The organism is Massilibacillus massiliensis (assembly GCF_900086705.1).
GTDB classification, from domain to species: Bacteria; Bacillota; Negativicutes; order FLKF01; family FLKF01; genus Massilibacillus; species Massilibacillus massiliensis.
Map to the genome: position 1 here is coordinate 3,954,647 of NZ_LT575483.1, position 19,710 is coordinate 3,974,356.

Annotated in this window: 30 protein-coding genes and 1 tRNA gene; 16 read left to right on the forward strand and 15 right to left on the reverse strand. The window is 32.3% G+C overall.

Annotated elements, in window-relative coordinates; all coding sequences use genetic code 11:
- Positions 1–50 precede the first annotated feature (50 nt).
- The 7 genes from BN6559_RS18905 to BN6559_RS18935 all read left to right on the forward strand — a co-directional run bounded on the left by BN6559_RS18905 (position 51) and on the right by BN6559_RS18935 (position 7,106).
- Positions 51–698 (forward strand): 3D domain-containing protein, encoded by a 648-nt coding sequence (locus BN6559_RS18905; protein ID WP_234407868.1) that lies wholly within the window; start codon positions 51–53, stop codon positions 696–698.
- A gap of 107 nt (positions 699–805) precedes the next feature.
- Entirely contained in the window at positions 806–1,267 is a 462-nt protein-coding gene (locus tag BN6559_RS18910; protein ID WP_199884151.1) for a DMT family transporter, read from the forward strand.
- Positions 1,268–1,539: 272 nt separating this feature from the next.
- Entirely contained in the window at positions 1,540–2,199 is a 660-nt protein-coding gene (locus tag BN6559_RS18915; RefSeq protein WP_199884152.1) for a TerC family protein, read from the forward strand.
- A gap of 116 nt (positions 2,200–2,315) precedes the next feature.
- Positions 2,316–3,605, forward strand: coding sequence for a homocysteine synthase (locus tag BN6559_RS18920; RefSeq protein ID WP_110956168.1), 1,290 nt, complete (start codon positions 2,316–2,318; stop codon positions 3,603–3,605).
- Positions 3,606–3,736: 131 nt separating this feature from the next.
- Complete coding sequence (locus BN6559_RS18925) at positions 3,737–4,918, forward strand: phosphoenolpyruvate hydrolase family protein (RefSeq protein WP_110956169.1); 1,182 nt, start codon at positions 3,737–3,739, stop codon at positions 4,916–4,918.
- A gap of 128 nt (positions 4,919–5,046) precedes the next feature.
- Positions 5,047–6,252 carry a Tm-1-like ATP-binding domain-containing protein gene (locus BN6559_RS18930; RefSeq protein ID WP_110956170.1) on the forward strand — a complete coding sequence of 402 codons (1,206 nt, stop codon included), beginning with the start codon at positions 5,047–5,049 and terminating at the stop codon, positions 6,250–6,252.
- Positions 6,253–6,275: 23 nt separating this feature from the next.
- A complete protein-coding gene (locus BN6559_RS18935) occupies positions 6,276–7,106 on the forward strand; it encodes a phosphoenolpyruvate hydrolase family protein (RefSeq protein WP_110956171.1) in 831 nt (276 codons plus the stop codon).
- 294 nt (positions 7,107–7,400) lie between these two features.
- Here BN6559_RS18935 and BN6559_RS19850 read toward each other — a convergent pair whose 3' ends face one another.
- From BN6559_RS19850 to BN6559_RS18990, 12 genes are all read right to left on the reverse strand, one after another.
- Positions 7,401–7,790 (reverse strand): tyrosine-type recombinase/integrase, encoded by a 390-nt coding sequence (locus tag BN6559_RS19850; RefSeq protein WP_110956172.1) that lies wholly within the window; start codon positions 7,788–7,790, stop codon positions 7,401–7,403.
- A complete protein-coding gene (locus BN6559_RS19450; protein WP_199884153.1) occupies positions 7,790–7,930 on the reverse strand; it encodes a site-specific integrase in 141 nt (46 codons plus the stop codon). Before BN6559_RS19450 ends, BN6559_RS19850 begins: the two co-directional genes overlap by 1 nt.
- Before the next feature lie 65 nt (positions 7,931–7,995).
- Entirely contained in the window at positions 7,996–8,196 is a 201-nt protein-coding gene (locus BN6559_RS18945; RefSeq protein WP_110956173.1) for a hypothetical protein, read from the reverse strand.
- On the reverse strand, positions 8,180–9,013 hold the full coding sequence (locus BN6559_RS18950) for a hypothetical protein (protein ID WP_199884154.1): 834 nt from the start codon (positions 9,011–9,013) through the stop codon (positions 8,180–8,182). The genes BN6559_RS18945 and BN6559_RS18950 overlap by 17 nt, the downstream gene beginning before the upstream one ends.
- 92 nt (positions 9,014–9,105) lie before the next feature.
- Positions 9,106–10,002: a hypothetical protein gene (locus BN6559_RS18955; RefSeq protein WP_110956175.1), complete on the reverse strand. Its 897-nt coding sequence runs from the start codon at positions 10,000–10,002 to the stop codon at positions 9,106–9,108.
- A gap of 60 nt (positions 10,003–10,062) precedes the next feature.
- Positions 10,063–10,536 (reverse strand): surface-adhesin E family protein, encoded by a 474-nt coding sequence (locus BN6559_RS18960; protein WP_110956176.1) that lies wholly within the window; start codon positions 10,534–10,536, stop codon positions 10,063–10,065.
- A 19-nt stretch (positions 10,537–10,555) separates the two neighbouring features.
- Positions 10,556–11,041 (reverse strand): hypothetical protein, encoded by a 486-nt coding sequence (locus BN6559_RS18965; RefSeq protein ID WP_110956177.1) that lies wholly within the window; start codon positions 11,039–11,041, stop codon positions 10,556–10,558.
- Between the two features lie 36 nt (positions 11,042–11,077).
- Positions 11,078–11,725: a DUF3298 and DUF4163 domain-containing protein gene (locus tag BN6559_RS18970; RefSeq protein WP_110956178.1), complete on the reverse strand. Its 648-nt coding sequence runs from the start codon at positions 11,723–11,725 to the stop codon at positions 11,078–11,080.
- Positions 11,726–11,758: 33 nt separating this feature from the next.
- Positions 11,759–12,319: a hypothetical protein gene (locus BN6559_RS18975; protein ID WP_110956179.1), complete on the reverse strand. Its 561-nt coding sequence runs from the start codon at positions 12,317–12,319 to the stop codon at positions 11,759–11,761.
- A 2-nt stretch (positions 12,320–12,321) separates the two neighbouring features.
- Complete coding sequence (locus BN6559_RS18980; protein WP_110956180.1) at positions 12,322–12,642, reverse strand: hypothetical protein; 321 nt, start codon at positions 12,640–12,642, stop codon at positions 12,322–12,324.
- Between the two features lie 99 nt (positions 12,643–12,741).
- Complete coding sequence (locus BN6559_RS18985; protein WP_407656777.1) at positions 12,742–13,050, reverse strand: ImmA/IrrE family metallo-endopeptidase; 309 nt, start codon at positions 13,048–13,050, stop codon at positions 12,742–12,744.
- 76 nt (positions 13,051–13,126) lie between these two features.
- Complete coding sequence (locus tag BN6559_RS18990; protein WP_110956182.1) at positions 13,127–13,498, reverse strand: helix-turn-helix transcriptional regulator; 372 nt, start codon at positions 13,496–13,498, stop codon at positions 13,127–13,129.
- Between the two features lie 158 nt (positions 13,499–13,656).
- On the opposite strand from BN6559_RS18990, the gene BN6559_RS18995 reads away from it, so the two are divergent.
- The 3 genes from BN6559_RS18995 to BN6559_RS19690 are packed head-to-tail and all read left to right on the forward strand — an operon-like array spanning position 13,657 to position 14,289.
- On the forward strand, positions 13,657–13,971 hold the full coding sequence (locus tag BN6559_RS18995; protein ID WP_110956183.1) for a hypothetical protein: 315 nt from the start codon (positions 13,657–13,659) through the stop codon (positions 13,969–13,971).
- A 35-nt stretch (positions 13,972–14,006) separates the two neighbouring features.
- A complete protein-coding gene (locus BN6559_RS19455) occupies positions 14,007–14,147 on the forward strand; it encodes a recombinase RecT (protein WP_234407870.1) in 141 nt (46 codons plus the stop codon).
- 7 nt (positions 14,148–14,154) lie between these two features.
- On the forward strand, positions 14,155–14,289 hold the full coding sequence (locus BN6559_RS19690; protein WP_267886715.1) for a hypothetical protein: 135 nt from the start codon (positions 14,155–14,157) through the stop codon (positions 14,287–14,289).
- Positions 14,290–14,506: 217 nt separating this feature from the next.
- Here the strand turns inward: BN6559_RS19690 and BN6559_RS19005 are convergent.
- Positions 14,507–14,582, reverse strand: a tRNA-Lys gene (locus BN6559_RS19005).
- A 354-nt stretch (positions 14,583–14,936) separates the two neighbouring features.
- On the opposite strand from BN6559_RS19005, the gene BN6559_RS19010 reads away from it, so the two are divergent.
- The 3 genes from BN6559_RS19010 (at position 14,937) to BN6559_RS19460 (ending at position 16,132) form a co-directional block, all read left to right on the forward strand.
- Positions 14,937–15,458, forward strand: a complete 522-nt coding sequence (locus BN6559_RS19010) for a hypothetical protein (protein ID WP_110956184.1) — start codon at positions 14,937–14,939, stop codon at positions 15,456–15,458.
- 5 nt (positions 15,459–15,463) lie between these two features.
- Complete coding sequence (locus BN6559_RS19015) at positions 15,464–15,835, forward strand: hypothetical protein (RefSeq protein ID WP_110956185.1); 372 nt, start codon at positions 15,464–15,466, stop codon at positions 15,833–15,835.
- 135 nt (positions 15,836–15,970) lie between these two features.
- Positions 15,971–16,132, forward strand: a complete 162-nt coding sequence (locus BN6559_RS19460; protein ID WP_199884156.1) for a hypothetical protein — start codon at positions 15,971–15,973, stop codon at positions 16,130–16,132.
- Between the two features lie 41 nt (positions 16,133–16,173).
- On the opposite strand, the gene BN6559_RS19020 is transcribed toward BN6559_RS19460, so the two are convergent.
- Positions 16,174–16,434 (reverse strand): hypothetical protein, encoded by a 261-nt coding sequence (locus tag BN6559_RS19020; RefSeq protein WP_110956186.1) that lies wholly within the window; start codon positions 16,432–16,434, stop codon positions 16,174–16,176.
- A gap of 186 nt (positions 16,435–16,620) precedes the next feature.
- Here BN6559_RS19020 and BN6559_RS19025 point away from each other — a divergent pair, with 186 nt between their 5' ends.
- The gene (locus BN6559_RS19025) at positions 16,621–16,896 is read left to right on the forward strand and encodes a LysM peptidoglycan-binding domain-containing protein (RefSeq protein ID WP_110956187.1); all 276 of its coding nucleotides are present in this window, start codon (positions 16,621–16,623) and stop codon (positions 16,894–16,896) included.
- 45 nt (positions 16,897–16,941) lie between these two features.
- Here the strand turns inward: BN6559_RS19025 and BN6559_RS19030 are convergent, their stop codons facing one another.
- Entirely contained in the window at positions 16,942–17,586 is a 645-nt protein-coding gene (locus BN6559_RS19030; RefSeq protein WP_110956188.1) for a general stress protein, read from the reverse strand.
- Positions 17,587–17,831: 245 nt separating this feature from the next.
- On the opposite strand from BN6559_RS19030, the gene BN6559_RS19035 reads away from it, so the two are divergent.
- Together BN6559_RS19035 and ytxC are read left to right on the forward strand one after the other, a co-directional pair.
- Positions 17,832–18,593, forward strand: coding sequence for a hypothetical protein (locus tag BN6559_RS19035; RefSeq protein ID WP_110956189.1), 762 nt, complete (start codon positions 17,832–17,834; stop codon positions 18,591–18,593).
- Between the two features lie 77 nt (positions 18,594–18,670).
- Entirely contained in the window at positions 18,671–19,567 is an 897-nt protein-coding gene (gene ytxC / locus BN6559_RS19040) for a putative sporulation protein YtxC (RefSeq protein ID WP_110956190.1), read from the forward strand.
- Positions 19,568–19,710: the final 143 nt, after the last annotated feature.

A 19,710-nucleotide genomic window follows, 5' to 3' on the forward strand; every position in this document is an offset into this window, starting at 1 on the left:
ATGGTATAATTGAAATGTTTATGTAGAAATTATGTAGCGAGGTGGTATATTTGCAGGGATTTTGTCGAGTGCTTGTAGCACTATTTATGATGATGACATTTTTGATAAATGTTAGTTCTTTTGCAATTGCGAGAGAGTCCAACGAGAACGTTTACAAGGAGACTACAGTTACAAATCATCAATCAAATGTAAAAAAACTTTTGGTTAAGCAAGGAATGTCAGGTGAAATTGTAAAGACTGTGCAGAATTTATTGATTGGGTTAGGTTATGGTATAGGTACCGCGGATGGCGTATTCGGACAAAAAACTTTTGAAGCGGTTAGGCAGTTTCAGATGGCACATAATTTGATGCCAGATGGTATTGTAGGTGAAGTAACTTGGTCATATTTACATAGAGCAGAGCCAATCACAGATAGAAATATGCGATCAATATCAATGGTAGCTTCTGCTTATAGTGCATATGATCCAGGAAACTCAAATACTACTTCTACGGGAAGTTTGGTACGAAAAGGTTTGGTTGCGGTTGATCCAAATGTTATTCCACTTGGAACACGTTTGTATATACCAGGTTATGGGAATGCTATTGCTGATGATACAGGCGGGGCCATCAGAGGAAATCGCATTGATTTAGCTTTTGATTCACATCAGGAAGCAATACAATTTGGCAGACGAGAAATTGTAGTATATATAATAGAATAAAATTAAAAGACCTTGATAAAACATATAATTTATCGAGGTCTTTTTGTATAAAAATTTGTTTTTTGTAAAAAATAATATAGATAAAAATAGCAGTAGGGGTTGATCGCTTGCACTTTAATTTTTCGACAAACATAATTTCATTACTTATGGCAGCGTTATCTGGTGTGCTGATGGCTGTGCAAGGATCGCTTAATGCAGTGCTAAGTAAGGTGGTAGGTTTATTAGAAACTACCTTTATTGTACATATAATTGGGACCGTTTTTGTTGTCATCTTACTATTTGGCTTTCGTTTTGGAAAAGGTGATTTGGGGCAAGTCTTGGAGGCTCCTTGGTATAGTTATTTAGGGGGCATTGTAAGTATCTTTATTATTTATTTAGTTGCGGCGAGTATACCGAAAGTAGGCGTTGCGAATGCAACAACAGCAATTATAGTTGGACAAGTATTGACTGCTTTGCTTATTGATTATTTAGGTTTATTTGGACTAGAAAAATTGCATTTTAATTGGCAACAAATTATAGGTGTTCTTTTTTTGGCGATTGGGGCAAAATTATTGCTGCAAAATTTATGACAAATTTAGTATTGACTTAAGATTATTTGTATAGTATATTAGAAAAAAGGGAGTAACTAGATAGACACTGTCAACAAGCATGATATGTTTTATATCTGGCTGTGTCGTTGAACTTGTTCAATTAGTGAGACTTTTAGCATAACATTATTTTTAATGTTTGCTAAAAGTCTTTTTTGTTTGTAAGGGAGGAGAGTAATTTTTCATAAAAAGTAAATTGTAAACAAATAATATATGAATTACGATAAATGATATTTGTAGGAGGAATAGAAATAATGGATATATTATCAATGGAATTTTTATCAGCATTATTTTCGATTATTATTTTAGATTTGGTATTAGCAGGAGATAACGCAGTTGTGATTGCACTTGCATCACGTAATTTATCAGTGGAAATGCGGAATAAAGCAATTTACATTGGCACTTTTGGAGCCATTATAATTAGGACAATAATGACATTATTCGCTGTCTGGTTATTAACTATTCCTTATCTTCAAGCACTCGGTGGTTTAGTACTAATTCCGGTTGCATATAAATTATTAGAAAAAGAAGAGGAAGAAGAAAATATAAAAGCTTCTCAGGATTTTTGGGGAGCAATAAAAACAATCATCGTTGCTGATGCGGTTATGGGGATAGACAACGTGTTAGCTATAGCTGGTGCAGCGCGTGGTGAATTTTTACTCGTTATTATTGGGCTCTTCATTAGTGTTCCTATTGTTGTGTGGGGAAGTAAATGGATTGGGTCTTTAATGGTAAAATATCCTGTTTTGATTTATGTTGGCTCAGGGATTTTAACGTGGACTGCAGGTACAATGATTGTTCATGATGAGATTGTTGGTGCGTATTTAAACGATATATCAAGTATGATGGTAGTTATCATTCCTTTGCTGATTACGATTATTGTTTTGACAATCGGTTATTTTAAAAAGAAATAATCGATAAGCACAGATCAGTTCATTGACGACCATTCGGGCATCGTATATGATAAAAGTAATCTAAGTAAAGTTTTTATTTGTAAAGTTGAAAATTTTTATTGAATGGAGAGAGTTTAATGGCATTACCGGAAAATTTGGGCTTTGAAACATTAGCAGTACATGGGGGGCAAGAACCTGATAGTGCAACAGGTTCAAGAGCCGTTCCTATTTATCAAACAACGGCGTATAATTTTAAAGATGCAGATCATGCTGCAAATTTATTTGGGCTTAAAGAGGCGGGAAATATTTATAGCAGGATTATGAATCCTACTACGGATGTGTTTGAAAAAAGAATGGCAATGCTTGAAAACGGCGTAGCAGCCTTGGCGTTTAGTTCTGGTCATGCTGCAATAATTTCTTCTATTTTAAATCTAGCGCAAGCTGGTGATGAAATTGTAAGTTCTACTACTTTATATGGTGGCACATATAATATGTTTGCGTATAATCTGCCTAAGTATGGTATAAATGTGAATTTTGTTGATGCAGCCGATCCAGAAAACTTTGCAAAAGCGATTACTCCGAAAACGAAAGCACTTTATGCAGAAACGATTGGTAATCCGAAAGCTGATATTTTGGATATTGAGGCTATTGCAAATATTGCGCATACACATGGAATTCCACTCATCGTGGATAGTACTTTTGCAAGTCCGTATTTATGCCGGCCAATTGATTTTGGGGCAGATATTGTTGTACATTCTGCGACGAAATTTATTGGTGGACATGGTACTTCCATGGGTGGTATTGTAGTTGATGCTGGTAAGTTTGATTGGAATAGTGAAAAATTCCCGTTACTTAGTGAAGCAGATCCCAGTTATCATGGATTAAATTATGCTCAGGATGTTGGTGCTGCTGCATTTATTACTAGACTAAGAGTGCAAATTTTACGGGATTTCGGTGCTTGCTTAAGTCCGTTTAATAGCTTTTTATTTTTGCTGGGATTAGAAACTTTGCCGCTTCGTATGCAGAGACATGTAGATAATGCGTTAAAAGTCGCAAAATTTTTAGAAGGACATGCATTGGTCAACTGGGTTAGCTATCCTAGCCTTGAATCAGATGTGGAATACGAAAAGGCAAGAAAGTATTTTCCTAAAGGAGCAGGATCGATTTTTACTTTTGGCATAAAAGGCGGGCTGGAAGCCGGGAAAAAATTTATCAATGCATTACAGTTATTTTCTTTATTGGCGAATGTAGGCGATGCAAAATCATTGGTCATACATCCGGCAAGTACAACACATTCACAGCTTACACCACAGCAATTGGAAAGCGCTGGAGTTCAGCCGGATTTGATACGATTGTCAATTGGCATTGAAGATGTCCAAGACATTATAGATGATTTAGAACAAGCTTTACAAATGAGTCAAAAATAATTTATAAGCGAGAGCTGTTAATAAATAGCTCTCGTTTATTTATGTTTTTATCGAGAACAAAGTGTATGAAATAATAGAATCAATAGACTATAATGGAAGCAGGACAGCATGAATGAACGAGGATTTTAATTATGCGAAAACAATTTTTAAGAAAAATGAAATTACAATTGAAAATAAATAAATACCTTATTGGTGTTGCGGTAGGATCGGGGCTTTCTGCTGAATGCGTAGTAAAAGGTGGTGCAAATTTTTTACTTGCTTTAAGTTCAGGCAAATATCGTCAGATGGGACGAAGTTCTCTAGGCGGATTTTTACCATATTCGAATAGTAATGCTATGGTGATGGAATTTGGTCAGAAAGAAATTTTATCATCAAGGTTTAAAATTCCTGTTTTGTTTGGTCTAAATGCGTCTGATCCTACAATTTATTTGCCAAATTATATTGACAAAATTAAAGCTTGTGGTTTTGCTGGAATTAATAACTTTCCAACGATAGGATTATTCGATGGGAAGTTCCGTGAAGCATTGGATGATATTAAATTGTACCAAAAAGAAGTAGAGGCTGTTGAGATTGCACATGCAAAGAATTTGCTCACAGTTGCTTTTGTATTTGATGAGTTTCAGGCAATTGATATGCTTGCAGCTGGAACTGATATTCTTTGTGTTCATTTAGGTTTGACAAGAGGGGGAATTCGTGGGGCGAAGAAAGTTTTGTCGTTAAAAAATGCAAGTCAGGAAGTGAATAGAATTTTTTCTGTTAGCGATAAATTTAATCCAAATGTGATTAAGATGATTTATGGAGGACCGATAAAAACGCCCATTGATGTGCAATATATGTATAAAAATACAACTATTGATGGCTATATTGGGGGTTCCGCTTTTGAAAGAATTCCTTCAGAAAATTCCATAATAAAAATTACTGAAGCATTTAAAATTGCGAACAATTCAAATGATAATGATTTGATGTCACGTATGTTAGATGGTATTGTGAAACATAATAACTACGTGGATTTCGTTAAAGAATATGTAGCTGAAAATTATATGAATGAAATTTCTTTTCTTGATTTGGCAATGGTGGCACATATATCTCGTAGTCGGCTTAGTGCACTTTTTAAGCAAGAAGTTGGGTGTGGATTTCCAGAATACCTGGTGAATTTCCGAATGAGAAAAGCTGAAAATATTTTGCGGCAAAACAAGGTAAAGTGTGCGGAAGTTGCGAATATGGTTGGATACAGTGACTATGCGCATTTCAGTAAGATGTTTAAAAAGTATATTGGGGTATCACCAAAGACCTTTACAGACAAGGAGTTTTAAAAGACATAAACACATAAAATAGCGACATAAACACATTTATTTTTGATATGAAGAATAGTATGATAAACATGTACAGAGAAGGGATCCCGCATCATTTTAAATGATAGATGAAGAGGAGGAAACCTAAATTGAAGACAGTAGCAATAGCAGGAACTTTTGATTCTAAAGGTGCAGAATATTTATATGTTAAAGAGCTGATTGAAAGTTTGGGGTTGCATACTTTTACAATTCATACAGGTGTATATGCACCTGCTTTTGATCCGGACATATCAAATACTGAAGTTGCAGCAGCTGCGGGAGCAGATATTGAAATTATTGCAAGGAAAAATGATCGTGCTTGGGCAACAGAGGTTCTATCAAAAGGAATGGAGAAGCTTGTTCCGCAATTATTTGAAGCAGACAAGTTTGATGGTATTATTTCGTTTGGAGGTACAGGTGGAACTTCGTTAGTGACTCCAGCGATGCGAAAATTACCGATTGGTGTCCCAAAAATTATGGTTTCTACTGTAGCATCTGGCAATACAGAACAGTATGTTGATACAAGTGATATTATTATGGTACCTTCGGTAGTTGATGTTGCTGGACTCAATTCTATTTCAACTAAGATCTTTAGTAATGCAGTTTTTGCAATCGCTGGCATGTTAAAGTTTGAAAATTCAAAAAATATAGAAAAGAAACCATTGGTTGCTGCGACTATGTTTGGTGTAACAACGCCTTGTATAAATTTTGCACGCGAATATTTAGAAAAGCGTGGTTATGAGGTTTTAATTTTTCATGCAACTGGTGTTGGTGGGCGATCCATGGAGAATTTAATTCGTGCTGGTTTTATTGAAGGCGTTTTGGATTTAACTACTACCGAGTGGTGTGATGAAATCGTCGGTGGTGTTTTGAGTGCAGGTCCTGATCGATTGGAAGCTGCGGGACGATGCGGCATTCCTCAGGTTGTATCAGTCGGTGCTTTGGATATGGTGAACTTTGGCAGATTTGAATCTGTGCCGTTAAAATTTAAGGATCGTAATTTATATAAACACAATCCAACTGTAACTTTAATGAGAACAAGTATAGAAGAAAATAAAATGATTGGTAAAAAAATTGCTGAAAAATTAAATAAAGCAAGTGGAAAAACAGTGCTTATGCTACCGATGAAGGGGGTTTCAGGTATTGATGCTATAAATCAACCATTCTACGGTGTAGAAGAAGATAACATGCTTTTTAAAACATTAAATCAACATATTGATAAAAATATAGTGGAGCTTCAAGAATTTGATTTGCATATTAATGATCAGAAATTTGCTGAAGCAGCGGCGCAGAAGTTGATTGAATTAATGAAATGATGATAATTTAGGAGGTTATAATAATGAATAAATTGACAAGACAAGAAATTATGGAAAAATTCAAAAAAGAGGTTTCTAATGGAAAAATTTTAGTTGGTGTTGGTGCCGGAACAGGAATTACAGCGAAAAGCAGTGAGCAAGGTGGTGCCGACATGCTTATTATCTACAATTCGGGACGCTATAGAATGGCTGGTCGTGGTTCGCTTGCAGGATTATTATCCTATGGTGATGCAAACAAAATTGTAGTTGAAATGGGAGCTGAAGTTTTACCGGTCGTACAGGATACACCTGTATTAGCTGGTGTATGCGGTACAGATCCGTTTCGTGTCATGGAAATATTTTTAAAGCAATTAAAAGAACAAGGCTTTTCAGGAGTGCAAAATTTTCCCACTGTGGGTTTGATTGATGGTGTGTTTAGGCAAAATCTTGAAGAAACGGGAATGGGATATAATTTAGAGGTAGAAATGATTCGAAAAGCGCATGAGCTTGATCTGTTGACAACTCCATATGTATTTGACGCGGATCAAGCAAGAGCAATGGCAAAAGCAGGTGCAGATATTTTAGTAGCACATATGGGCTTAACTACGAAAGGATCCATTGGCGCAAAGACAGCTTTAACCTTAGAGGATTGCGTAAGAAAAATAGAAGAAATTATAAAAGCGGGTAAATCAGTAAATCCAGACATTATGGTCATTTGTCATGGTGGACCGATTGCAGAACCAGAGGATGCAGCATATATCATAAAAAATGCAAAAGGAATTGATGGCTTTTTTGGTGCATCCAGCATTGAACGGTTTGCAGCAGAAAGAGGTATTAAATCTCAGACGGCATCTTTTAAGGCGATTAACAAGTAGTATAAAATATTAAACGATAAAATGATAGTAAATATAAAACTGGCCTAGATAGAAAATTTATCTACGCCAGTTTTATATTTTTGCCATTATATTTTATAAATAGATACCAAAAAGCCTCTACGTACCGTAGAGACTTGAATTTACTGGTGACACACCGGGGAATCGAACCCGAAACCTACTGATTAAGAGTGATTTGTTTATGTTTTTCGTATTGATTAACGCTTGTTTTCATTGGTATCTTTTCTTTTAAAGTATATGTATTATTGTCTATGTTTTTAAAGCATGCATGCAATTTTAGCTATTATTTGGTTTAGCAAATCTCTTTTCGAGCTTCTGTAAAGCCTCACGTTTTTCTTTCGGAATGAAATGAAAATATGTATTATATGTTACTTCGATACTACTATGCCCTAAACGTTTCGACACATAACTAATATCTTCTCCTGCTGCTAGAAGGTGGCTTGCATGAGTATGTCTCAGGCAATGAAAGGTAAGTCTGCTTATATTTGATTTTTCGCAGAACTTTGGAAACCATGAGCTAACATGATCGGGGTGGAGGTTTGTACCATCAGTATTACAAAATATTAATCCTGTATCAACATAATTTTCTCTAAGACGAAGTTTATTTTCCTTATTTTTTAATTGTTCATTTTTTATAGCAGAAATAACAATATCTGTTATTTCGATTACTCGATTTTTTTATTTTTTGTTTCTTTAAATTCCAATCCGTGTTCTTGAGTATAGATGAGAGCTTCGTTTATTTCAGCAGAATGGTTTTCAATATCAATGTCATCATCTCTAAGTGCTAACAATTCTTCTCTGCGCATATCGGTTCTAAGAGCTACCGTTACTAAATTTTCGTATTCATCATCTTTAATTTTATTTTCTAATTTTATAACTTCATTAGAAGTAAAAACTTTGACTTTTTTACTTTCTTAGGTTGATCATTTTGCTCTTTAACTTTTGGTAGTTTCATTTTTAATGCAACATTTTTCCCTAATATTTCATCTTCATAAACTGCGTAATTTATAACTGCAATATCCGCTCTAGAAACTCCAGAACAAATATCCAGTCCTTTATTGATTTTTTTCAAATAGCAAATCTGATATTTTTTTATACTGAATATCTTTTGAAGTATCAATCCACCAGCGATCAAAAGAAGGATCGTTTTTTAAATTCATTAAATTGAATATATATTTTATGAAATTATCATTTTCATCATATGTAGCCAAAGAAAGAATACGATAATGTCGGTGCCCATTTTCTTCCTTAAACTCGAGGATGCCCTTTACATGGGAATATCCATCACTATTAAACATTTGAGAAGTAATCTTTACTGTTACGTTTTTGATGTAAGAATTTGTCGATATGTCTTTATAGGACGTAATGCTATTGGTGTCTATATAAGTGCTAGCAACATTATTAGAATCAATCCAATACCAGTTTGGGTGTATATCATCGAATTTTAAACTATTTATTGATTCATTAATTTTAGAAATAATTTTCTCCCGGTTTTCAGACGGGTATATATATCCAATACTATAAAGAACATTGTTGTGAACGGTGGAGTAGAGTAACGTACTTTTGGTAGAATCTTTGAATTTAATCCAAAGAAATTTATTGTTATGAATATCTATTTCACCAGAGTCTTCAAAAGACGCAAATTTCGATATTTGACTTTGCTTGATTCCTAGAAAAAAATTTTCAATTTCATTGCTTGACCAATTTTCAATAGGCCTATATATTAATTGTTGAAATTGTTGAATATAAATTATTCCGCTTGATTCTGCCACAGCAAGTAACGATATTCCCTGTAATTGTGGTTCACTAATTTTACTTATATCTTGATACTCAAAATCATTCGGAACCAAAATACTATAATGGTCATTATCATTACGATATAGTTTCATATCGCTTGCGAAGGCAGGATATATAATTGTCAAACATAATACTAGCACGAAGAAGGGAATAAGGTTTCGCTTTAGCATATTTAATCAGTCCTTTATTGATTTTTTTCAAATAATAGATCTGCTATTTTTGATAATAGATCTTCTTGATTAAGCTGTGTCCATTTCATATCAATAGATTGCTTATCCTTATTAACCGAATGAAAATTAAAAGGGGGAGTAAGCAATTGCTGATTAGAACCATAAGTCAGATAAGAAATAGGGCGGTAATAATTTATGTTATTTTCTGTCTTGAAATCAACAACAAATTCGGAATCAGGTTTATTATCTTTAATTGCAGATTTTGTAAAATTAATTGACACTCTTTTATAAATAGTATTTGTTAAAGATTCTTTATAAGTAGAAATATCATTGAGATCTATATACATATTAGATTCAACCCAGTACCAATTGGGTGATATATCATTAAAGTTAAAGCTATTTATTGATGCAGTAATTTTTGGCATCATTTTTTTCCGTTCATTAACAGGATATATAAAACCTATGTTATAAAGTAAATTATTATGGACGAATGTATATACTATGGTTTCTTGTTTGATATCACTAAATTTAACCCAAAGAAACGTATTATAATTTATAGTTTTCTCACCAGATTCTTTTAACGTATTTGGAAAAGATTCATTCATTTTAATTCCTTGAATAAATTTTTCGCGTTCTAGATTTGTCCAAGTTTCAATCGGTAAGAATAAAGCCTTATTAAATTTCTTTACATAAATTGTACTTCCCGAGTTTGGATTAACAGCTATCATTGAAAGACTATCTGAATTAGGATTTTCTATTTTTATATCTTTAAATTTAAAGTCAGCCGGAATCAGAAAGCTATAATGCTCGTTCTCATTTCGGTATTCTTTCATATCACTTGCAAAGGCAGCAGGGGAGATAACCAAAAGCATGACGATTGTTGCTAATAGCGAAGTTAAGATTTTTTTCATATGAGGACCATCCTTAGTTTATTTCAAGAATAATCTGTAGATAACAGTTGTTTGTTCGAATTATAGAATATTTTCATTGGCAAATTGAACTGTTGCTTTATAAATCGTTTCACCAATACTTTCAGGAAAGATATCCTCCCATTTTCCTTGCATGGTAAAGGTTGTGAGTTGGTTGCCATCTTTATCATAGTATATTGTTGTTGTCAGCGCGTACGTTTTATCATTCGGATCGATTTCCCAATGCTCTATAGAATAAGAGACGTTGTACCAATTCGTAGGTGTATAATTAATTTCATACATAGAATTTGCTAATTCTTTTACGCCATTCCATTTATATTGTGTTTTAAGCCAAAATTCTATATGGCGCTTTTGATCTGCATTTACTGGATAAGTTCCATATTTAATAGTATCTTTATCAAAGTAATAACTACAATCGTCATTTGAATATATCCAGTGCCAACGATCATCAGCAAAAGCAGTACAAGAGAATAGAATTACGGATAATAATGTAATCAATAAAATCATTTTTTTCATAATGTGTACCATCCTTAGCCTATTTCATTCTTTCCAATTCCTTATCATGTTGGTTGGTGTAGATAACAATAGCGTCATACAAATCAGCCTCTATAGTATTTTTTATAATTTTAATTTTGGTATTTTGGTCAAAGTTTTTTAGGATTTGACCAGAAGTATCATAGTATGTAAACATATATACTGAGAATAATCTATCTGTCTTATTGACTTTTGCATTCATTAACGTATAGGAAAAATCATCCCAATTTGTGGTGTCATTATTAGCTTTACTCCCAATTATAAACTCATTCAATATATCTTTACTGAATTGCATTTTAATTTCAATATCAATGATATTTTTATCAATATTACCATTACTATCTAAATCGTATTTAATGCTAGTGGGATTGAAGAAAATAGTACTTATATCATTTGAAGCGACCCATTGCCAATTATCCGAGGCAAAAGCAGTACAAGAGAGTATGGGCATGAGCAGTAAAGTTATTAATAAAGTTATTCTTTTCATATGGGTACCATCCTTAGTTTTTAAATGACTAGCTCGTTATAATTTATTGTAGCTATTATAATGTTCAACAAGCTCCTTGGAAATTTTTATATGAGGTGATCCCTCGGAATAGGGAACTAATTCGTAAATTTGATATATCAATGAGACAGATCCGTCACCTGTAAGATAGTAATTGTCTGTTATTTTTTCTAATGGGTGAAGAAGGAGACTGCTGTCGATAGGTTGTTCTTTGTAATTTACAATTTTGATCGAACCTGATGAAAAAGAAGAACGTAATTGCCCAGGTGTTATATTTAAAAAATATGTCAAAGGGAGCCTTTTTCCAGTGGTTTTATCATAGACTAATCCGTAAATTATATAATGACCATGAGCACCACCTAAATAACGAGAGTCGGTCAATGTTAACGACACAATATTATCATCTTCAAATTTAGTTTCATAAGATATTCCGCCGTTCTTTATCTCACCTTTCGCAAAGGTTTCTTTAAACGAATCTATATACTTGGAAATATCATCATTTATAAAATTTTGGGCTATTTCGTTATCGGTATAAACTATAGGATAATTTATTTTGTAATTGATGCCGTTTTGTTCGCCTGTTTGAACCATTGAATTTACAATTGCTGGCATAAATCCAGTAAAGCAAAGCAAAAGAAGAACTATAGGTAAATATAAAAGTTTCATAAGTATTTACTCCCATATAAGTTATACGAATTTTTATCCAAAAATTTTATAGTCGCTTTTCCAGCCAGGAATGAAGCTTTGTTCAACATCTGTAGTTATATGATTAAATTGATCACTTAAATATTTTGGATAAGATAATGTAAATCCATTATAATATTGATCTGAAATGAAGAATTTTTCGTAATAAACGGTTTCATCTTTAACCCAAGATAAAACGTACCAATCGTCCCCAGAAGATCGATAACTAATACAATCAATGCCTATACTAGAAATCGCTTTCTCATAATTAGTTTTTAAATCTTCATGTAAAGTATTATGCCCGCCCCAAACTAATAAGGTCGAAGCTTTGTCAGGAGGACTAAAAGATGCGCCATCATTATTTCCAGCTTGCATAGCAATTGAAAATGAAACAGGAACATATATTTTATAAGCATATCGTCCATTAATGTATTGGTAATAAAATGGATTGTCTGTTGTATCAAGTCTTACAACCGTACTTGGAGAATGACGATTCGTATTTGGTAAGTGAATCGCTTCAGCACTTGCTATTTCGAATTGAATAAGTAGAAGAAGGACAAAAATTATGCTTTTCATGTTTATCCTATCCTTTCATATTTTCTAATAAGTATTAATCCTATGATTAAAGCTCCGTCTATAACAAACATGTAACGATATAATGATTTTATAGATTGACGAGCAAATTCAGCATCATCGTAACTAATTTTGGGAGGTAACGAATTTAAAAAATCATTATCCGGAGCAATTGTATTTTTAGTCAAATCTCTACTTTTGAAATATTGAAAATTATTATATTGCAATATTTTTTCTTCATTTAAATCAATTAATCGAAGAATGTAAACATTTAAAATTAATGCACTAATTAGTAATATAATGCTTATCATTAATCCTTTTTTCATAAAAGATCTCATAGTCCTTTTGTCCTGTTTTATCGAAATATGTCGAAAGTCCCTAAAAATAACAACAACCTACACTAAATTCTCAAATTAGTCGTAGGTTTATTTTTTCCAGCCTTCTTCTAAAAAGCTAAGTATGTATTTTTGATCTACATCGCAAGAGTAGGAGAGGAGTTCTATAGAATATTCATTCGCTTCGTTTTCTTTGCGTGTAGAAGAGAAGAACGTGCGCCCTGCCATGCAGTAGTTTACATAACCACGATGACAAAGAAAATGTGCGATTTCATGTCCTAGAACAGCTTTTCTTTGCCAATCGTTTAAATCTTCATTGATTACAATATATTTTCTTCGTAAAATTCGTCGCCACATACCATTGATACCGCCCGGGGTATTGCAAAATCTAACTTCAATTTTTAATTATTTAGCTATACGATACGGATCTGAGGTATCGTATTTTTTATTAGGTTTCTTACTTGTAGCGGGATATTCATTTCCGTTTATTTTTTTCTTTTGCATCCCAGTATAAGGCTTCAATGATTTTGGCTAGCTTTTCACGATCTTCTTGGGTTGCGATTTTACCGTTAAGTGTGTATTCTTCTTGTTCAATGAGCTTGGTGAGTTCTTTAGGTCGTTTATCTGATTGGGTAGGAGTGTCTTTAAAATCAGTTCCAACAATAGTTTCGATAGTTTTTCCAAAAACTTTTGATAAATTTGTTATATCATCATGGTTTATGGCAGTTGTATAACCCCTTTCCCAATTAGATATAACTTGTGGTGATTTATTAATCAAATCACCAAGTTGTTTTTGTGTTAGCCCTTTTTCTTTTCTAAATGTTTTAATTCTTTCACTAATTGTCATAAGCTACACCTCAATACTAATAATACTAACAACTAACGGAATTTGATAGTTAACTAACGGAATTTGAGAAAATAATAATAAAAGCAGTGATAAACAACGTGAATCGTTAGTTTGAATAATTATAACGAATTGAGTTAGCTTAGAAAGGAGCAATAAAATTGGCAGTACATGATAACGTGGAAAAAATTCGTAAAACTAAAGGAATTGGAATTTTTACACAACAAGTACGCGAAAGTCTTGGCTGGGCAAGAATTCAAGCGAGCATGAAAGTTAACGATCTTTGCAAGAAATGTGAAACGATTGTAAGAGAATATGCAATTGAAAAACGGGAAACGGGAAAAGTATTATCACGTCTTGAATCAACAATTGAACTGGCAAGAGCTTATAGAAGACCTGAGATAGTACAACGACGGATAAACACCGTTGTATTTTGTAAAAAAGAAAAAAACAATTGCACTGCAATCCTAAATTAATGGAATGCACACCTGAACGTATAATCGAATTGATAATGAATTGTGCAACTATGGGGCTTGAACCTAATTTGATTGGACACGCCTACATTGTTCCATTTTGTAATGGCAAAACCAAACGTATGGAAAAACAATTTCAAATTGGATATAAAGGAATCATTGAGCTAGTGGGATGTTAGCGGTGCAGTGTCAAGAATATATGCGTATGAAGTTCGTGAAGGTGATGCGTTTGATTATGAATTATGTATAGAAACTAAATTGGTGAAAGTTGGAGGACAGGGGATAAGGTCTATGTGTAAGATTTGCAATACAAAAGTTTAGCTGTTTTGTGATGATGGTTTTTGATTTATGGAGAAGTATAATAAAGTAAGAAATCGACATTAATACAAAAATGTCGATTTCTTTACCTTATAGTTCATGTGTTTTTATATGTGCAAGATAATAAAATCATAGAGAAAATTAAACTTTTGCATGCAAGAATGTATGCAAAACACGAAAACAAAAAAAGCCTTCGCATGCCGCGAAGACTTGAATTTACTGGTGACACACCGGGGAATCGAACCCCGAACCTACTGATTAAGAGTCAGTTGCTCTGCCAGTTGAGCTAGTGAGTCGTTGATATATTATTAACTTACTTAAATATAATACATTATATTTAAGTAAATATCAAGTGTTTTTTTTATAAAATTGATGATCTAATGGATAAATGAATTTTACTTAATATTTGTTTAGTTTTTAATGCAAGAATAATTTAATTTATGGATAAAAATAAATAGCAGTGAATTGATCAAATAATAAGGAATTTCATATTCATTTAAGTGTTTTTATGTAAATCATCAATATGAATTGGGAATAATATAAAACAATTGGTTGAATATTGAAATATTAAAAAAAATTTGAAATAAAGGTAATTGCTGAAATAAAGAGAATTAAATTTTATATAAATGGTTATAATTGTAGGTGATTATATGGATGCTTATAAAAATAAAATCCCTAAAAATTGTCCATATTTAAGTCGCTTAAATTGTTCTAAAGATAGACCGACTGCATATGCTGGTTTAGGGACACGATTTATATTTACTATTTTGGCTTGGTTTGTATTAGGGTTGAATATTACGCCTGGAAGCAGTTTTTTTGTTTCATTACTTCTGTTTTCTGCACCTTTATTTTTAGAGTATAAGAAATTTATTCCGAATACACGCTTGAGAAGAATTGTACATAACATAGGCAAAGTTATATCGGGCAGTATGGTTTTAATCAGTGCGATTGGCCTTTTTGGCATATTAGTTGTCACTGTAGGTGAAAATAGTACTTTATATTTGCAAGTTGCTGAAACATTTATTATTTGTAAAGGGTATATTATCCCGCTTAATTTCATATGGTGTCTTGTAGGCACTGCAGTTTTCATTACAGGCTTAGATTGGATCATTTATGAAGGAGTAACGGAAAAGCAATATATTGAATATAAGTGTAGTAACAAGAAAGGGTGACAACGATGGAATTTGTGATTATAACAGTTTTATTATTGTATATGACTTTAGCGATAGGTACCTTTATAAAGTTTAAAATTTATAAAGTTCCATCTGCATATAACTATATAGCTTTTATTATGCCTGTAATTTTTTTAATTTGGGCGCCAATTGCAGCTTCCGTTGAAAAAAAAGCGGAGAAAAGGGGCCTTTTTATAACTTCGCTATTTATTCATTATAAAAACAGTATAAGGTTTTATCCTATATTAGTTGGCTATGCTGCCTATGCGCTTGCATCCGAAGAAGCTTGTAGTAATTCTCAAACGATGGAAATCATATGGCCGTCTTATCGATATTTGTTCTTTGACTATAATAAAACGGGAACGAAAATTTATTAATGAATAGAATATTAAAGTATTGCTCCATGTAAATAATTTTATATTTCAAATATAAAAATCAACACGAATGCATTGATAAAGTATAATTTTTTGCTAAAATAGAAATATAGTTTTATTTTAATTTGGAGGTATCATATGAAAAGTAATAGCATTGATGCAAAGAAAAATACAGATAAACTTGCTAATAATCCTTATGTAAAGGTCGTAACAACAGACGATATGATTGAGGAATTAAAAATGGATAAAGATAAGCAGCTGGTGAATATGATACGCTCATATTTGTCGGACAGTAAATGAGAAAACCCTGTACATAATTGACGATGTACAGGGTTTCTTTATTAATATATGGTGTATTGTTTCCAAGGAATTTGATCAACACGGATTGTTTTTAAGAAATCAACAATATCTTTACGCCCTACATAACGTGGAATACCATTCTCGTTTTGAGACATTAAAATTATGGGCATATTAGGGAAAAAATATGATAATTTTTGTCTTGTTTCCACTGCGGTTACAGTATAACGGGTGATATGCTGTTTTACAGATATAATTGCAAAGGTTACGTTTTGTTCTTTAATAACAGCACCATTGATTAACATATATAGCTCCTCATTAAATTTTGATCGTTACGTAAATTTTAGCAAGAAATGTGTCGTAAATCAATGATTCATAAATATGGAGGTTCGCCTAAACTTATAAAAGTGATTTATTTTTCTTTACAGAACATATGTACTATGTTATCATAAAAACATATTAACAGAACAAATGTTCTTGGAGGGTGCGAAATGAAATATATTGTTGGTTTTTTATTTGTATTGATTTTGTGGAGTATTACGCCGATCGGTATATCTAATGCATATCTTCATACGAATTTATACGATACAATTACTGTGAAGCAAGGCGATGATGTATGGAATATTGCCAAAGTATATGCGAGTGATACAGAAGATATTAGAGCTTTAATTTCAGCAATTAAAGAACTCAATCGCTTAGATCATAGCGCACATATATTTCCAGGGCAAAAATTAAAAATACCAATAAATAAAGAAGCACCAAAATAGGATTTTAATCCCGTTTTGGTGCTTCTTTATTTATTGAAAAAATTCTTATTTTGCATCATGTGTTTCGATATTTTTTGCACCACTGTTGGTTAATATTTGTATAGCTTGTGATACTTTATTTTGTGTTGTTTTTATAACGGCTAAAGTACTTCCAGCGGAAACTTCTTTACTATAGGCTTCACTTCTTTCAGAAGGAATTCCCCAATCTATTAATCCACCAGCAATTCCACCGCCGATTGCGCCGCTAATTGTAGCAGCAATTGGACCAGCAGCAATGATTGGTCCTATACCTGGGATCGCTAATGCACCTGCGCTGAGTAGAAGTCCTCCAACGCCGCCGAGGGCACCGCCTGTCATAGTACCGTCCATAATACTATCATCAGTAAGTTCACTTGTACGACCAGATTGCTGATTATCTTTTGCTACAATATTGATTTCTTCTGTAGAAAAGCCATTTGAACGTAATTGGTTTACAGATTGTTCAGCTTGCCTTAAACTTGAAAAAAGACCCACGATTGTTTTCGGATTAGTGTTTTGTGTGTTTGTAGTTGCACTGCCCGATTGATTTTGCTGCATCATTGTTTGTTGAGCATTTGCTTGTTGGGGTTGAGTGCCGGCATTATTATAGCTACTTACTATATTATTGTTAGAAGCATTTGTAGTTTGTTCGTTCATATTGTTATTTGGCATCTAGATGAACCTCCTTGATATTAAAATAAATTGACTGTATTTAGTTTGTACGATATTAATAATGCTATACATCGAAAAAGAGATTTGTTAAAAATTTAGTATAAGCTATGTAAATTTTAATTGACGATTTGTTTTAATTAAATAAATAAAAAGTGTTAAAAGGATTTATATTACTCTATGTCAAATAAACATAGAAATCATTATAAAAGGTTTGTTTTATAAAATAAATTTAAGGTTGTGTAAATATGAATAGTGAAACTTTAATTTCTGAAATGATAGAGTTTGTAAAAAATGAAAAACAGCTAGAAGCAATACGAATAGAAAAAGAAGTTGAAATTGAAGGGCGAACGGGAATATATCCAGTTGATTTATTTTTGGAATTTCAGGGTGAAAATGGTCTGCATTACAAAATAATTGCGCAAGTAAAAAATATGGAGCATCAATTAAATAAACAGGAATTATTTGAATTTGTAAAAATTTTGCAAGATGTTTCGGGGCAAGTGATGGGGGTAATATTTACACAGCCTGTATATGATAAACTTGTTCGTGATATAGCGAAAGACGTAGGTATTCTTCTATATGAAATGGGTGGAGTTGATGATAAACCAATTTACCAGCCGAATATAAGTGGAATCAAAGTTGATATTGATGAAGAATGGGTTAAAGCTGAAAAGATGAAGCATGGATTAGAAAATGAGACAATTCCTTTTAGTGGAGATCCTAAATATATGTATCTTTATAATAAAGAAAATTGTTGTATAGATTCTATAGAAGGAATTTTTAATAGTTATGTAAAAAAATATTCTACACAAGAAGAGTTCTCAGAAAATAAAATTATGCATTCATTTGAAGAGGAGGTTTATTTGCAAACCGGGCATGCTCTTATACCTAAAATTAGAATTAAATGTATAAGCTTTTATTTAAGTTTTACTAAAGTTTCTGTATGGAATGCTGAGGATATTATGATGAAAATTATAAGAACTGCATTGAATGCAAGATTAAAGTAAGCGGTTGGTTCTTTTTCAGCGTTATATAGTATTCATTCTTTCTTTTGCACATATAATAGCATGAGGAGGGATGCATATTGAAACTGTTTTCAATTGGTTTACAAGAAGAGTTCGATATAGTTCAAGCCAATTTACAAAATGATTGCGATAAATTAAAGAGTCAAGGCTTTTTAATTAAGATAGATGTTATTCAAAGCGAAAGTTATACTTTTTTAGAATGTCATGTGATTCAAGGTGAAATGTCTTTTCGAAATTATGAAAAAGTCAAAAATATTATTAAGCGTTACGTAGCAAAGCATTTATTTTGTTATATCATTGAATGTAAAACCAAATCTCTTATCAACCAGCACGTGATGAAAAAATATCAATATTTAAATGAAGAAGAAAAGCAGGCTGTTTATAAACATTCGCTAAGGTTGATAAAAGAGAATGATTGTGATCAACAATGGAATGATATGAAAACTGATATGCAGAATAAACTTCTTTATTATTTAGAGGAAAATCAAAATATTGTGGTTGACGGATTTATAAATTTTCGTTTGCCTTCGTATCAAATCTATTTAGCAGAAATAATGGATAAAGCTCTAGATTTATATATGATGGAAATAGAATATCAAGAATTTATTCAAGTATTACGTTATTTTGTAAAAATGAATACAGAGCAAGCTTTAACAATACAAGTCATTATGAAAGGGACTGGACCATATTTATTATTAGACGAAACTGGTGCGTTATTACATTATCAATATGTTGATGTTGTGGATCGACGGACTGCCGATGATTATGCAGAACTTCTTATTAGTACATTGATTAATATAGCTCCGCAAAAAATTATAGTACGCAATGTGAATGGCGATATCAATCATCACACGTTAATAAAAACTTTAAAAAATATATTTCAAGATCGTATTTATATTTTAACTGAGGATAAAATGGATAATATAAGTATTCATCTTGACAGTGATTTATTGTAAATATATAATTTAGATATAATCTCATATAATAAAAGTAATGCAGAAGATAAGATAATAATTTGGTTGTTTAGCAGAGAAAAATGTTAAAGCTGTGAGCATTTTATTCAACGATTATTATTACCACTTCTAAACTGCAGGCTGAA